Source organism: Thalassospira sp. NFXS8 (assembly GCF_040148805.1).
Lineage (GTDB): Bacteria > Pseudomonadota > Alphaproteobacteria > Rhodospirillales > Thalassospiraceae > Thalassospira.
Window position 1 is genome coordinate 48,859 of sequence record NZ_JAGEMF010000004.1, and the last position, 14,717, is coordinate 63,575.

The window sequence follows — 14,717 nt, forward strand, 5'->3', positions numbered from 1 at the left end:
GATAATGGCTACGCAAACCGCCGTTCATGAAACGCAAACGCCGGTCTTCCTTGCCAAGGAAGAACCGCACGCGCCAAGCAGCACGATGCTTGGATTCTGGATCTATCTGATGAGCGATTGCCTCATCTTTGCGGTCCTGTTCGCAACCCACGGGGTGCTTGGTCGCAATTATGCGGCCGGGCCCGGCCCGCAGCAGCTATTTGATTTGCCGCTGGTCGCGATCAACACCTCGATGCTTCTGTTTTCGTCCATCACCTATGGCTTTGCCATGCTGGCGATGGAAAAGGACAAAAAGCAGGCAACACTGGTCTGGCTTGGTATTACCGGGCTGTTTGGTGTGGCTTTCGTCGGGCTCGAACTGTACGAGTTTTCGCACATGATTATGGAAGGGGCCGGCCCGCAGCGCAGCGCGTTCCTGTCGTCTTTCTTTACCCTGGTTGGCACCCACGGAACTCACGTAACGGTCGGTATTATCTGGTTGATTACGCTGATGGTTCAGGTTGGCAAATATGGCCTGGGTGCGGAAAACAAACGCCGCCTGATGTGCCTTAGCCTGTTCTGGCACTTCCTGGATGTGATCTGGATCGGGGTGTTTTCATTCGTCTATCTGATGGGAGTTCTGGGATGACCTCGCACGCAACTGAACATTCCCACGGGCATGACGGACATGATCATGGCCACGGCGAAACCGAAGGACATGGTTCGTTCAAGGGGTATATGACAGGGTTTATCGTGTCGGTTATCCTGACGGCGATTCCGTTCTGGCTGGTGATGGCCGATGTCCTGTCAAGCCCGACGGCAACCGCCCTTGCGGTGATGTTGCTGGCCGTGGTGCAGATTGTGGTTCACATGGTTTACTTCCTGCATATGAACAGCAAATCCGAAGGTGGCTGGACCATGTTGGCCCTGATCTTTACCATCGTGATTGTGGCGATTGCCATTAGCGGTTCCTTGTGGGTGATGTATCATTTGAATACCAACATGATGCCCGCCATGACCGAAGGCATGATGAAAACCATGCCTTAATCAGCACGGTTTTGAAATTCAAGGCGCGGCGGGGGAACCTGGCGCGCCTTTTTTGTTACGTTATCGGTTGCCAATTGAAAGTGTTGTCTGATGTCACAACCATCATCTTCCGTGTCTTCCGGGCCGTCGACGCAGCGGTCCTTAACCGCGCGGATCGTGATTGGGGTTATTGCCCTGATTCTGTTTTGCGGTTTTGTTGCCCTGGCGGTGTGGCAGGTTGAAAGACGGGCCTGGAAGCTGGACCTGATTGACCGGGTGACAACACGGGTGGCCGCCCCGGCACAAACGGCCCCCGGTCGGGCACAGTGGGCCGAAATTAATGCTGAAGACGACGAATATCGTCATGTTCGCGTAACCGGTCATTTCCTGAATGATCAGGAAACAGTTGTTTACGCAGCGACCGATTATGGTGCGGGATATTGGGTGATGACACCAATGGTGCGCGATGACAGCGGCACCATTGTTATGGTTAACCGGGGTTTTGTGCCAACAGACCGTAAGGATGCCGCAACACGCCAGCAAGGCCAACCGGACGGTGTTGTTACCGTAACCGGCCTGTTGCGAATGAACGAGGCCGGTGGAACCGCGCTGCGCGATAACGTGCCACAAGATAATCGCTGGTATTCGCGCGATGTGAAGGCCATGGCGCAGTTTCATGGTCTGGACCCGGCCAACGTTGCCCCGTATTTCATTGATGCCGATAACAGCAAAAACCCCGGCGGATTACCATTGGGCGGTTTGACGCAAATTACGTTTCATAACAGTCATCTGATTTATGCCATCACCTGGACTGTTCTGGCATTGATGGTGGCTGCGGGGGCTGTTTTTGCCCTGCGCGGGGGCAAAAAAAACAGTAACGATCACTGATTTCGGCATTGGCGGCGGTACCTGTCGATTGCAATCGGGTTTTCCAGGGTTTGCTACATCGGGATTGTAGCCTGTATGCATGTTTTGAACGTGCAAATGTGGTGCTGACTTGCTATAAAATGATGATCGTCATGAATAATGCGACGCGCATATTTGCCGGAGGATCCCATTTTGGCCGAAAAAGATCAAAGCGCTCCGGGTTTTTATCTGGAAGATTTGACCGTGGGACAGCGATTTTCAAGCGGCACTCATACCTTGGATGCCGATCAGATTATATCATTTGCTCGCCAGTTTGATCCGCAACCTTTTCACCTTGATGACGATGCTGCCAAAGGTACCCTGTTTGGTGGCCTGGCCGCCAGTGGCTGGCATACCGCGGCGTTGACAATGAAGCTGATTGTGCAATCAACGCCGTTTTCCAGTGGCGTCATAGGCAGCAATGCTGTGGTGAAATGGCCACGCCCCACCCGGCCTGACGATGTGCTGCATGTCGAAAGTGAAATTATGTCGCTTACACCGTCGAAAAGCCGCCCGGAACGCGGACGGGTGGTGATGAAAAGCCTGACCCTGAACGCAAAGGGCGACGTGTTGCAGGAACTTGAAGCCACGATTGTTGTGCCGCGCAAACCGTTAATGGAGGGCTGATCATGCGCGTAAGCCGGGAACAGGCCGCTGAAAACAGGGTTCGGATTTTGGAGGTCGCATCGCGCCTGTTTCGCGAGAAGGGCTTTGACGGGATTGGTTTGGTTGACATCATGAAAGCTGCCGGGCTGACGCATGGCGGGTTTTACGGCCATTTCAAATCGAAACTGGATCTTGAAGCCGAAGCCAGCCGGGCCGCGCTGGATAAAACCCGGCTTTACTGGCAAAAGCAGCTTGATAATAACCCGGATGATCCGTTTGGCACCCTGGTTGACCGTTATTTGACCGCATCCCAGCGCGATAACCCCGGTGCCGGTTGTGCCTTTGCTGCCCTTGCCCCCGATGCAACACGCCACGGAGAAGGGGTGCAAAGCGTCTTTTCCGAAGGGTTGGAGCAGTTGATTGATATGATTGCAAAGGTCATGCCCGAAGCGGACGAGGCAACCCGCCGGACCGAAGCATTATCGGCCATTTCTGAGATGATCGGCGCGCAAATTTTGGCCCGTATGGTAAGGGATGGCGACCTGTCGGATGACATTCTGGAAGCATCGAAGCTGAAATTGCGTGATCGGTGTGCGCTGTGAATGGCCGGGCGTGTTGACGGGTTAGCTGTTGAATTTATTGTCAAACATTGCTGGTCGGCATCCGTGTGACTGGTTAATGTGGGGGTAACTGAATTTGGTTTGCCAGATGTTGCCGGCTTACGGGGGCATTGGCGGCCTGTCCCACATGCCAAGGTAGCCCCACATGCTTTTGTCCCTGTCTGATGCCCGCCAGTTGGTAATTGATACGCTTGTTCGCAATAATGTTTCCCCGTCTAATGCTGCGTCGGTGGCAACCGCGCTGGTCGCTGCCGAGGCCGCAGGGCAGGGTGGGCATGGCCTGCGCCGGGTTGAAGCATATAGCAAACAGGCCCGTGCCGGTAAAACCGACGGGCAGGTTACCCCGACTTTTTCACGCCCGGCACCGGGCATTCTGGCGATAGATGCCGCTTTTGGATTTGCCTATCCGGCACTTGACCTGGCCGTAGCCGAGTTACCCGAAATGGTGCGTACGCAAGGCATTGCCCTGGCGTCCATTCGCCGGTCGCACCATGCCGGGGTGATGGGGTTGACGGTTGAACGTTTTGCCCAGCAGGGGCTGGTGGCGATTATGGTTGCCAATGCCCCGGCGGCAATGGCCCCATGGGGTGGCTTGCGCCCGATGTATGGCACCAACCCGCTGGCTTTTGCCACCCCGGTTCCAGGTGGCGACCCGATTGTGGTTGACCTTGCCTTATCCAAGGTCGCACGCGGTAAAATTATGGCTGCCAAACAAAAGGGATCGGATATTCCCGAAGGCTGGGCGCTGGACCGTGATGGCAACCCCACCACCGATGCCAATGACGCCCTTGCCGGTACAATGGTGCCCGCAGGGGATGCCAAAGGGGCGGCTTTGGCGTTGATGGTTGAAATATTGTCAGCCGGGTTGACCGGGGCACATTTTTCCCACGAGGCATCGTCGCTGTTTGATGACAAGGGCGAACCGCCTGCGTTGGGACACATGATTATTGCCATAGACCCCAAGGCAACCGCACCTGGATTTAATCCGCTGGAACGTATTGGTTATTTGGCCAGCGAAATTGCCAGCGACCCTGCCGTTCGCCTGCCCGGTCGCCGGGGGCAGGGCGCGCGTGCGCAGGCTGCACAAGACGGCATAGACGTTGAAGATGATGTGATTGCGTTGATCAAGACCTTGTAAAGATGGCAATATCCGCATGTACAGTTTTCTATTTGCGGTATGTACATCGGGCTAAATCGGGTTTAATCGTATGAGGAAATAAATAAAATTTCCAAAACACAATGGGCAGGTAAACGTGGCACCGTCGCACAATACGATATCCGACCAGCTTGAATGGATTGCTGTTGACTGGGGTACATCCAATTTGCGCCTGTGGGCAATGGACGGGGCCGGGGCAATTTTGGCGCGACGTGACTCTGATCTTGGCCTGAACAAAATAACCGATGGTGGCTTTGAAGCGGTGTTGCGGGATTTGGTTGCGCCGTGGATAGCGGATGCCAATGGCGGCACCACAGCGGGCATTCCGGTGGTGATATGCGGCATGGCCGGGGCCAAACAGGGCTGGTGCGAGGCCCCTTATGCCAGCCTGCCTGCCCGGCCATCCTCGTTGGCGGGGGGGGCGGTGCAGCCGGCGTTAAGTAAAACCGGGCTGGCTGTTTATATTTTGCCGGGATTGAAACAGGTGGATGACCCCGATGTGATGCGCGGCGAGGAAACCCAGTTGGTGGGGTTTATGGCTGACAATCCCGATTTTACCGGCTGGGTCTGTTTGCCTGGTACGCATAGTAAATGGGCGCATATTGCCAGCGGCGGCATCACTGCATTTCGTACCTATATGAGCGGCGAGGTTTTTGCCCTGTTGTCGCAACAGTCGATTTTGCGCCATTCGATGCAGGGCGACGAGGATGCCGAGGTCTTTGATAAAGCGGTAAAAGACGTTGCCGGGGCATCGGGCGACTTGTTGCACCGCTTGTTTACCATTCGTGCAGGCGGGCTTGTGGGGGCCACAGATGGTGCCAGTGGGGCAGCGCAATTGTCGGGGTATATTATTGGCAGTGAAATTGCCGACATTGTTGCAAGACTTGCCAAAGGGGATAGCATTGCCCTGATCGGCGATGGAAAACTGGCCGCGCGATATCGCCAGGCATTATCCACCCATGATTTTGATGCTGCGATAATTGATGCGGAAGCCGCAACCCTTGGCGGGTTACGCCGGGCTTATGCCTTTCTGGTTAAATAAAAAGGCACGCCCGAATGGGAAAACGTTCTGATCGGAAAGGATCATGTGATGTCACATCGTAATCTGATTGCCATTTTGCGCGGGGTTCATTCCTCCGAGGCGGGCGACATTGCCCGTGCACTGGTCGATGCCGGAATTACCCTGATCGAAATTCCGTTAAACTCGCCCGACCCGTTCGAGGCCATTCCGGCCATGAAGGCGGCCGTGGGGGATGCCGCCAAAATTGGTGCCGGAACGGTTTTAACGGTCGAGGATGTTGACCGCTTGCAGCAAATTAATTCGCAATTTGTGGTTTCGCCCAATTGCGACATCGAAGTGATTAAACGCACCAAGGAATGCGGAATGGGGTCGTGGCCCGGGGTGATGACCCCGACGGAATGTTTTGCCGCGATCAAGGCCGGTGCCGATGGGCTTAAGATTTTCCCCGCAAGCCAGGTCGGCGCACAGGGTATTGGGGCGATGCGTGCCGTTTTGCCAAAGGACATGCCGGTTTTTGCCGTGGGCGGCGTAGAGCCAATTGATTTTTCCAATTTTGCCAAGGCCGGATGCAACGGTTTCGGGTTGGGATCGGGTATTTATAAACCGGGAATGAGTGCGGACGATGTTGGCAAGCGGGCAATTGAGTATGTTTATACCTATGACGCGGTTTATCGCCATTGATCTTTGACGATGAGCGGGGAGACGGGCTATCTTCGCGTTATCGATCAAACCGATCAAGTCATGGGAGGATCCATTGGATCTTGGAATTAAGGGCCGTAAGGCCATTGTCTGTGCCTCGTCAAAGGGGCTGGGGCGCGGCTGCGCCATTAAACTGGCCGAAGCTGGCGTCGATTTGACGCTTAATGCGCGCAGTGCAGGCCCGCTGGAAGAAACAGCACAGTATATTCGCGACACATTTGGGGTGAATGTACAGACCGTTGCCGTCGATATCACCACCGAAGAAGGCCGCAACAAGGTGCTTGAAGCGTGCCCGGATGCCGATATTCTGGTCAATAACGCCGGTGGGCCACCCCCTGGTGTCTGGTCAGACTGGGGCCAGGATGAATGGCAGGCTGCCATTCAGTCCAATATGCTGACGCCAATTTTGTTGGCAACAGCGGTTTTACCCGGCATGATTTCGCGCAAATGGGGCCGTATTGTTAATATTACATCGGGGTCGGTAAAGTCGCCGATTGCGCAGTTGGGGCTATCCAATGCCGCGCGTGCGGGTTTAACCGGGTTTGTGGCCGGCACGGCACGCCAGGTGGCGAAAGACGGTGTTGTGATGAACAACCTGTTACCTGGCCAGCATGATACAGACCGCATTGGTGCCCTGATGGGCAACCGGGCCAAAACCGAAAATATTACGCTTGATGAAGCCCGCACCCGTGCGCAGGCGGCTTTGCCAACCGGTAAGTTTGGCGACCCGCTGGATTTTGGCGCGACCTGTGCGTTTATGTGCAGCGAACATGTGCGCTTCATGATCGGCCAGAATGTTCTTCTGGATGGTGGGGCCTTTAATTCCACCATGGGCTGAAGGCCCGATGGCTGACCGGACCTTTGTCTATGTGTTGCGCGAATTGGGGGTTGCCCGCCCGCGCACCTATGTGGGCTGGTCCACCGATGTTGAGGCCCGCCTTGCCGCCCATAACGGCGGCAAGGGGGCCAAAACCACCCGGGGGCGGCAATGGGAAGTGGTTTATATTGAACGCTTTCGCACCTTTGGGCAGGCCATGAGCCGCGAATGGCATTTAAAGCGGGATCGCAAGCTGCGCAAACAGCTTGCGACACCGTGATAATTGCAAATACGGGCTTGATGCCAAGGCGTGTTTGCGGCTAAGTCAGGCGATAAAACCCGTTCAACCTTTTTGCCAGGGACACAGCAATGCCGGTACAAAAAGCCAACCCCAAAAAACTGAATGCCTTGCAGGCCCGCACCCTTGCACTGGCACAGATTTTGGCCAAAGACTCCAATTCGGGCGTGATTGACGCCGAAACAGGCGAAGGGACGATCACCCGTGCGCCGCATGGCCATGGTGACCATGTGCATGTGGGCGAATTTGTTGTCGCAGCCCGCGACGCCAGCGGGTTTAGCAACCCGTCGGTCTGGGTGGCGTTGGCACGCAAGGGGCTGGTCCATGAAGGATATCCGCAAACCGTGGTTCTGACGGCGGAAGGCATGACATACGATACCGGCCTTGCCGAACATTTTGTGAATACGTCCGATCATTAAACCGGATATGCAGCATGATTGGCGTTTTACGAAATGCCGGTCGGGCTTGGGCCGTATTTAAAATGACAAAACCCTGCCCCGTTATGTACGCGGGCAGGGTTTTGTTTTATCGGTTCGCCGGGGTGAACACGCCGTATGCTTTAGGCCTTTGCGGTATTGTCAGGTGCCATATAGGGGCAAATCACCCGAAAGCACGTGCCTTCGCCCGGTGTGCTGGTGGCGGTAATACAGCCGCCCAATAGCGAGGTAACAGCGTTTGCGACGATTGCTAAGCCAAGGCCGGTTCCGCCGGTTCCCATGCGGGTAGTGAAAAACGGATCAAAGATATGGTCCAGCACGTCCTGTGGCATTCCTTTGCCGTTATCAATTATTTCCAGCAAAATAGCATCTTCGCGATCAGGCGCGTCGGCCATGTGAACCGTGACGGTGCCCGTTTGACCCGGTTCAAAGGCGTGGATTAGCGCATTGTCGATCAGGTTGGTTATGATCTGGCCAAATTCGCCGGGAAAGCTGTTTAATGTGACGTCGGTTTCAATGTGTTTTTCAATCGTCACGGGCTGGTTTTTTAACGATGGCGTCAGCGTCAGGATCGTTTCATCAATGACCTCGCGGGCAGAAAACCGGCGCCGATGTGATGATGTGCGGTCAACTGCAACCTGTTTGAAGCTGCTCACCAAATCGCCGGCACGCATGATATTGCGTTCGATCATGGTGGTCAGGGTTTGCACCTGGGCCAGATAATCGTCGAGGTCGGATTTTCGCAAACCGTTTTGCAAGGTTTTACCAAAGGCAATGTTCTGGTCGGCCAGGGTGGTAACGGCCATGCGACTATTGCCTAAGGGGGTGTTTAGCTCGTGGGCAATGCCCGCAACCAGCCGGCCAAGTGCAGCCATTTTTTCCGATTGTATCAGTTCATCCTGGGTTAGCCCAAGCGCCTTTAGGGTTGATGATAGTTCGTTGTTGATATGTTCAAGTTCGGCGGTTCGTTCAAGAACGCGCAGTTCCAATCCGTCATTTAATCGGCCCAGTTCCTGCTGGCGGATGCGCACCGCCGTTGCCAGCCGGTCCAGATCGGATGACAGGCGGTTAAATTCGTAAACACCGCCTTTTTTACGCGGCGGCAGTGTTGCCCCGCGTGCTGTGCGCGAGGCATGGTCAACGATGCCATTTAACGGCGACACCATGATACGGGCCCATAAAGGCACCATGATCAGGCCAATGATCAATGAACCACCAAAACAGGCAACGACAATTTCGGTCAGGCTGCGAATTTCCGGATTGTCGAGGCCGGTGGTGACACGGGCGGTAAAATACCAGCCAAGGACGTTGGAATATTTAGAGGCGACATCATAATTAATGTCGTTTATCAGCACATGCCCCAGTTTGGATGGTGTACCTTTACCCCGCTGAATAATGCCTGAAACCTGCGGCATAAAAGTTTGGCGCTGAGCGTCAAGGTCGCTATCGGCGATAATTTCACCGTTACTGTCCATGATGGAAAAACTGATGGAACGGTTGCTGGCAAAGCTGTGGTCAAGGTTTATTTGCTGCCGAATGGATAGCTCGCCAATAATAACATCGCCGGTTTCCGAGGCCTTGATGGCGACGGCCTCGGTCATGCGGCCCGTAATAACGGACAGGTAACGGTCGCTCCAGACAGGGTGGCTGGAAACCGATGCTTGTTGAAACAGAATATTATGCGACAGATCCAGACCGGAAAGTTCGCGCCAGCGGTCCTGATCGGCACTGCGAATATAGGCCGCTGAAAGTTCACCATTTTGATGGATAATGTAAAACGCATCAAACCTGCCCTTGCGGGGATGGGAAATGGCTTTCTGAACGGCATCATGTGGCAATTGCGACAGGGCATGACTAACCAGATCAAGATCGGATTCCACAAAATTCAGCACGGTTTCGATGCGGTTGGTAATTTCCGTCGCGGCCTGACTGATGGCCGCCTGATGACTGCTGCGAATTTGCGGAATTTTTACCAGCAAAATGACGCCGCCAACCACCAGAAAAGTGACTAACGACGTCGTAAACAGCAACAGGATTAACCATGTTCGAAAATGATAAGGCCTGATGATGTTCATTGGATAACAAACTGGCCATTTTGGATGATAACGTGAACGCTTTGGCCTCCTGAATCGCCATATTCATTGAAAGTCAGTAAATGTTGTAATCCCTGAATTTCGCGCAGGCGCAATAATGCTTCCTTAAGTGGCGTTCCATCTTGTGCCTGATGTTTTAACCCGGCAAATAACATGGTGGCAGCGTCATGGGTGGCAATGCTGGCGTATCCCGGATGGACATTAAACCGTTGCTGATAGGTGGTCACAAAATTGCGAAAATGCGGAGCCTGATGGTTGCGGTCATAGCTTTCCAAAACTTCCATGCCTTCAACCGACTTTCCCCCCATCGCAATCAGTTCTTCCGAAGCGGCCCATTCTGCGGCAATGATGGGTAGCTTTGAACCGAATTTACGAATTTGCAGGGCCAGTTGTGCGCTGTCAAAGCCATTGGCAACCAACAACAAGGCATCCGCCCCGGACGTCAGAAGCTGACGTGCAGGATTGGAAAATCCTGTTTTTTCGTCGTCATTGAACGACACGCGGTTAACAACAATGCCTCCATCCTGTGCAAAAAACTGTTCAAATTCGTTGGCCCAGCTTTCGGTGAAGGCTGCGTTTGAACGATCCAGGGCAAGGGCAATTTTGCGGCGCCCCAAATCGTGCTGGTGTTGTGCATAGGCGCGTGCGTTATCACGGTTCGTCGAACTCATCCGAAACAAATAGTCATCCTTGTTCGACAGTTCCATCGCTGAAACGGTTGGCGATATGGTGACAATTTTATGTTCGTTGATTGCCGGTAACATGCCCGATCCGACCGAACTTATGATAGGGCCAATGATGGCGCTAACACCAAGTTCGTGAAATTCCTTCACGCGCTGGTACCCGACCGTGCCGCTTTTTTCGTCGTCGCGAATAATTAGTTCAACCGGGTGGCCGTTGATGCCGCCGTGCTCGTTTACATCGTCAATCGCCATTATAAGGGCATTGCGCGCCGCCAGCCCGGTATCTGCACCCGCACCTGATAACCCTGCAATAAACCCTATTTTGACCGGTTCCGGGTCGCCGCAGCCGGTTAACATCAGGACAGCAGGCAGAACTATGGTTTTTAGATATGTAAAACGGCTCATGAATTTGCCCCTGATGTTGCGAGGGGGGCGAAATTTTGAAGCCAAACCATTATGTCGGCTTCTGGCATGGGACGGCCATAAAGAAAGCCCTGAGCAATATCGCACGACATATCGCGCAGTTTTTGCGCCTGCTTTTCGGTTTCAATGCCTTCTGCGACCACTTTCATGCCCAAACGATGGCCGAGCGGAATAATCAGTTCGGCAATTCGGCTGCCGTCGTTTTCGATATCAAGCGGGGTAACAAAACAGCGGTCGATTTTAAGTTTGTCAACGGGCAGGCGGTCAAGATAGGACAGGGACGAAAAACCGGTGCCAAAATCGTCGATGGCAATGGAAACACCCAAGGCACGAATACGCCCCAGCAACGTTTCAAGGTCGTTAATGCCAAGGTCGCAGGCGCTTTCGGTAATTTCGATTTCCACAAATTGCGGGGCAATTGTGGACTGGTTTAACTGGCGTTCAAGTTTCTCGATGAAATCGTCGGCAACCATCTGGACCTTGGAAACATTGATGGATACGCGCATGTCGGTGAAACCGGCGGCATGTACTTTACCAATCATGTCCATTGCTTCGCGCATAACCCAGTCCCCAATGGGGCGGATAAGGCCCGAATATTCCGCAAGGGGGATAAAATCGCACGGGGGAACAAGGTTGCCATCTTCACGGCGCCAGCGTAGCAGTGCTTCCATTCCGCAAGGTTTGCCGGTTTTGAAATCGATCAGGGGTTGATAATGGGCCTCCAGCTGGTTCCGTTCGATAGCCATCTGCAAATCGCCCAGCCGTTTGGCGCGGTTACGGGTAATCTCGGCCAGTTGCGGATCATATTTGGTTACTTGCCCAAATCCGCTGGATTTTGCCCGCTTCAGGGCGATATAGGCCTGCTTCATGCAGTCCAGTGCGGTTTTTTGCCCGTCGGCTGTCAGTTCGGTTGATCCGGCGGCAACCCGAATGGGCAATTCAAAATGTTCGATGTTAAACGGTGCGGTGAAAATGGCGGACATTGAAATCTGGGTTAACATTTCACTGCGGCCAATAACAGCAAACAGGTCGGCTGCAATCCGCCCGACGATGCAGTCAGGCAGGACAGTTGACAGGCGTTTTCCCACGGCACACAACAGACGGTCGCCATAGGAATGGCCTAACACGTCGTTGATTTCGGCAAATAACTGCAAATCGATCAGGATCAGCGAATTGGGCTGCGGGTTTGGGTCGTTTAGAACTGAAGACATGGCATCAAGGATGGCCGTGCGGTTGGCAAGATTGGTCAGTTCGTCAACATAGGCACGGCGTTTGAGTTTTTCGACCAGTTGTATGTTTTCCGCGCACAGGGTCAAATTGCCACAAAACACCGATAACAGGTGCTGGTCCAGGCTGTTGATGGGTTCTGGCGCACCAATATAGGCAGCCAGCGCATAACCTTCGCGGACATAAAGATACAGGACGATACAACCCGGTAGAATAAGGGTTTTTTTCTGTGCCATGCAGTCGCGCAGGGCTGTCACAATGTCGTTGGAATGCAGTTCTTCAAGATCAAGGCCAATCATGTCGCTATAGCGCCCGGCGGCAGCGATGATCTGGATCTGGTCGGTACGGGACGGTTGCTGATGATCAAGAAGGTCAAGGTGTTCACCGCCGCCAATGGCGCACACCAGGCCCTCGGGTTGTACATCCATCAGGCCGGATAATTGTGTAATGACGCCTTCGGCAAAGTTACGTAACCCGCGTCGCGACAGAAATTCATTGCTGGAAGCTATGATTTTTTCCAGACCGGCACGGTTGGCATCAAGTTTTTGCATGCGCTCGAACGAGCGCAACGCCGTGGTAATAGAGGTAAACAGCTTGTTTCGGGTAAGTTCGGTTTTGGTCTTGTAATCATCAATATCGTATTTGGTAATTGCGTCCATTTCCGGGGCCAGGCCTGGCTGGCCGGTGCGCAGAATAATGCGCACATTTCGTAACCCCATATTCTGGCGGATATGACCAACCAGTTTTAAACCCGCGTCGCTTGTCTCCATTACAACGTCGAGCAAAATAATGGCGATGTCGGTTTCAGATGCAAGAATATGTGCCGCTTCGTGCGCACTGTAGGCATGCAAAAGTGTTGCCGGACGACCCAGAAAGGTCAGATCATACAGGGCCAGTTCGGTAATTTCATGAACATCAATATCATCATCGACAATCAGGATCCGCCACGGCGACAATGTACCGTGCTGTGTATTTTGCTCGCATGGCAAAGGTGCATTGTTGTCGTCGTCGAGAAAAATAAATTCGTCGTTGCCCAAGGACGGAAACCCTTCTGCTTTATTCCATTAACCAAACGGGTAGTTTTCTTCATCACAAAACGCTAATTATATACAAATGTATTAGGTGTCTCGTGATGATTACGTCAAGGTTGGGCAATCAGATTTCAAGCAGAGGAATAAATTTAAAATTTTGGTGTTTTGGGTTCCTGTTGTGCTTTTAGCCGAAATCCCGTGTGGCTTGTAATACGCGGCCAAAGGTGGTGATCAGGCATAGTGCGCCAAACACTGCAGCAATCGGGGCGAAATAGGCGGGGAAAATGCAAAATGCCAGCAGAACGGCAATCGTCTCGCTGCCTTCGGTAATACCAGTCAGGTAATAGAAGCTTTTTTTACCCTGTTTGTCGTGGTTATCGCCGCGTTTGGCCGCAACGATGGCATAGGCCAAAAAACTGCTGCCGGTGCCGACAAAACAGAAAATCAGGAACGCTGCCATTAATGCATGTTCGGGGCGGCCGACGGCAAAGGCCAACACCATGCCCGAATAAAACAGAAAGTCGGCAACAATATCGTAATAACCGCCAAGGTCGCTTTCCTGGGTTTTGGCATTGGGGTGGCGGCTGCGCGGGGCGGCATGGCGGGCAATGGCCCCGTCCATGCCATCGGCAAGGCGGCTAAGGATGATCAGGGTTGCGGCGGCATAATATTGTTCAATGACCAGTGCAAAGGCTGCCATCAAGCCGATCAGAAACCCAAATGCCGTGACCATGTTGGGGGTAATGCCACTGCCCGACAGGCGACGGGCCAGCGCATTTAACGGCGGGTCGATCAGGGGGCGCAGTCGGGCATCAAACATCGGGTACTCCGGTTTGTAAAACGATTATTAGTTGCCCTTATACCCTGCCTTTAAGTCGTTGCATAATCACCAGAACGTCACAATGCCTGTCATAAAAAACGCCGCCCGGATAAAGGCGGCGTTTACGGTGGCGCGGCATGGGCCAGATTTAATGATTGGCAAGAGATTGCCGCAATTTTTGCAGGCTGTTAACCTGTTTGCCGTTGGCATCAAAATTTTGCGGATCAAGCCAGGCTTCGAACGCGGCGCTTACAATTGGCCATTCCTGATCGGTGATGGAAAACCATGCTGTATCGCGGTTGCGGCCTTTATAAACCATGTGCTGACGAAAGGTGCCTTCGTAAACAAAACCATAACGGGCCGCCGCGGCACGCGATGGCAGGTTCTGATCGTCGCATTTCCATTCGTAGCGGCGATATCCCAGCTCGTCAAAGGCCCGTTTCATCATCAGATACATGGCCTCGGTGCCGGCAATGGTTTGTGACAGCGCCGGGGTATAGTTGATATTGCCGACTTCAATGACGCCGTGCGCGGTGTCGATCCGCATGAAAGCAGCAACACCCACGGCCTTGCCCGATGCAAGGTCGATAATGGCATGCAACATCGGGTCTGGTCCGCGCATGGTTTCCAGCCATTTGCGATAGCTTTCAACATCGTCAAACGCTTCGGTTCCCAAATAAGTGAACCGTTCGCCATCGGCAGCAACGCGGTTACCTGAAAACAGGTCGGCAGCGTGTTTTTGTGGATCGATCGGTTCCACCTGGCAATGCTGCCCGGTCATTACGGTTGCCGGGGGCAGGGCGCAGGCCTGCCAGTTTTCAACGGTAACGCCAATGGGTTGGTCAAATTTATTATGGGGTGGTGTCGTCATGGCG

Annotated in this window: 16 protein-coding genes; 11 read left to right on the forward strand and 5 right to left on the reverse strand. The window is 53.6% G+C overall.

All coding sequences use genetic code 11. The features are described from left to right. Positions 1 to 4: 4 nt before the first annotated feature. From cyoC to J4E05_RS19220, 11 genes are all read left to right on the forward strand, one after another. Positions 5 to 628 (forward strand): cytochrome o ubiquinol oxidase subunit III, encoded by a 624-nt coding sequence (gene cyoC, locus J4E05_RS19170; protein ID WP_349598989.1) that lies wholly within the window; start codon positions 5 to 7, stop codon positions 626 to 628. Beyond that, on the forward strand, positions 625 to 1,026 hold the full coding sequence (gene cyoD / locus J4E05_RS19175) for a cytochrome o ubiquinol oxidase subunit IV (RefSeq protein ID WP_349598992.1): 402 nt from the start codon (positions 625 to 627) through the stop codon (positions 1,024 to 1,026). The genes cyoC and cyoD overlap by 4 nt, the downstream gene beginning before the upstream one ends. A 90-nt stretch (positions 1,027 to 1,116) precedes the next feature. After that, the gene (locus J4E05_RS19180) at positions 1,117 to 1,893 is read left to right on the forward strand and encodes an SURF1 family protein (RefSeq protein ID WP_085589124.1); all 777 of its coding nucleotides are present in this window, start codon (positions 1,117 to 1,119) and stop codon (positions 1,891 to 1,893) included. 171 nt (positions 1,894 to 2,064) lie between these two features. Next, a complete protein-coding gene (locus J4E05_RS19185) occupies positions 2,065 to 2,538 on the forward strand; it encodes a MaoC family dehydratase (RefSeq protein ID WP_349598995.1) in 474 nt (157 codons plus the stop codon). A 2-nt stretch (positions 2,539 to 2,540) separates the two neighbouring features. Then, positions 2,541 to 3,119 (forward strand): TetR/AcrR family transcriptional regulator, encoded by a 579-nt coding sequence (locus tag J4E05_RS19190; protein WP_349598998.1) that lies wholly within the window; start codon positions 2,541 to 2,543, stop codon positions 3,117 to 3,119. A 163-nt stretch (positions 3,120 to 3,282) separates the two neighbouring features. After that, entirely contained in the window at positions 3,283 to 4,275 is a 993-nt protein-coding gene (locus J4E05_RS19195) for an Ldh family oxidoreductase (RefSeq protein ID WP_085589118.1), read from the forward strand. A 115-nt stretch (positions 4,276 to 4,390) separates the two neighbouring features. Further along, positions 4,391 to 5,335 (forward strand): 2-dehydro-3-deoxygalactonokinase, encoded by a 945-nt coding sequence (locus J4E05_RS19200; RefSeq protein WP_349599001.1) that lies wholly within the window; start codon positions 4,391 to 4,393, stop codon positions 5,333 to 5,335. A 48-nt stretch (positions 5,336 to 5,383) separates the two neighbouring features. Then, positions 5,384 to 5,995, forward strand: a complete 612-nt coding sequence (locus tag J4E05_RS19205; RefSeq protein WP_349599004.1) for a 2-dehydro-3-deoxy-6-phosphogalactonate aldolase — start codon at positions 5,384 to 5,386, stop codon at positions 5,993 to 5,995. 73 nt (positions 5,996 to 6,068) lie between these two features. Next, the gene (locus tag J4E05_RS19210) at positions 6,069 to 6,851 is read left to right on the forward strand and encodes an SDR family NAD(P)-dependent oxidoreductase (protein WP_085589114.1); all 783 of its coding nucleotides are present in this window, start codon (positions 6,069 to 6,071) and stop codon (positions 6,849 to 6,851) included. A 7-nt stretch (positions 6,852 to 6,858) separates the two neighbouring features. After that, on the forward strand, positions 6,859 to 7,110 hold the full coding sequence (locus J4E05_RS19215; RefSeq protein ID WP_085589112.1) for a GIY-YIG nuclease family protein: 252 nt from the start codon (positions 6,859 to 6,861) through the stop codon (positions 7,108 to 7,110). 89 nt (positions 7,111 to 7,199) lie between these two features. Then, complete coding sequence (locus tag J4E05_RS19220; protein ID WP_349599007.1) at positions 7,200 to 7,547, forward strand: hypothetical protein; 348 nt, start codon at positions 7,200 to 7,202, stop codon at positions 7,545 to 7,547. A 140-nt stretch (positions 7,548 to 7,687) separates the two neighbouring features. On the opposite strand, the gene J4E05_RS19225 is transcribed toward J4E05_RS19220, so the two are convergent. From J4E05_RS19225 to J4E05_RS19245, 5 genes are all read right to left on the reverse strand, one after another. Beyond that, a complete protein-coding gene (locus J4E05_RS19225; RefSeq protein WP_349599010.1) occupies positions 7,688 to 9,640 on the reverse strand; it encodes a sensor histidine kinase in 1,953 nt (650 codons plus the stop codon). Further along, a complete protein-coding gene (locus J4E05_RS19230) occupies positions 9,637 to 10,746 on the reverse strand; it encodes an ABC transporter substrate-binding protein (RefSeq protein WP_349599013.1) in 1,110 nt (369 codons plus the stop codon). The genes J4E05_RS19225 and J4E05_RS19230 overlap by 4 nt, the downstream gene beginning before the upstream one ends. Continuing rightward, positions 10,743 to 13,028 (reverse strand): two-component system response regulator, encoded by a 2,286-nt coding sequence (locus J4E05_RS19235; RefSeq protein WP_349599015.1) that lies wholly within the window; start codon positions 13,026 to 13,028, stop codon positions 10,743 to 10,745. The genes J4E05_RS19230 and J4E05_RS19235 overlap by 4 nt, the downstream gene beginning before the upstream one ends. 178 nt (positions 13,029 to 13,206) lie before the next feature. Next, positions 13,207 to 13,842 (reverse strand): CDP-alcohol phosphatidyltransferase family protein, encoded by a 636-nt coding sequence (locus J4E05_RS19240; protein WP_349599018.1) that lies wholly within the window; start codon positions 13,840 to 13,842, stop codon positions 13,207 to 13,209. Between the two features lie 148 nt (positions 13,843 to 13,990). Continuing rightward, entirely contained in the window at positions 13,991 to 14,713 is a 723-nt protein-coding gene (locus J4E05_RS19245) for a GNAT family N-acetyltransferase (RefSeq protein WP_349599021.1), read from the reverse strand. Positions 14,714 to 14,717 lie beyond the last annotated feature (4 nt).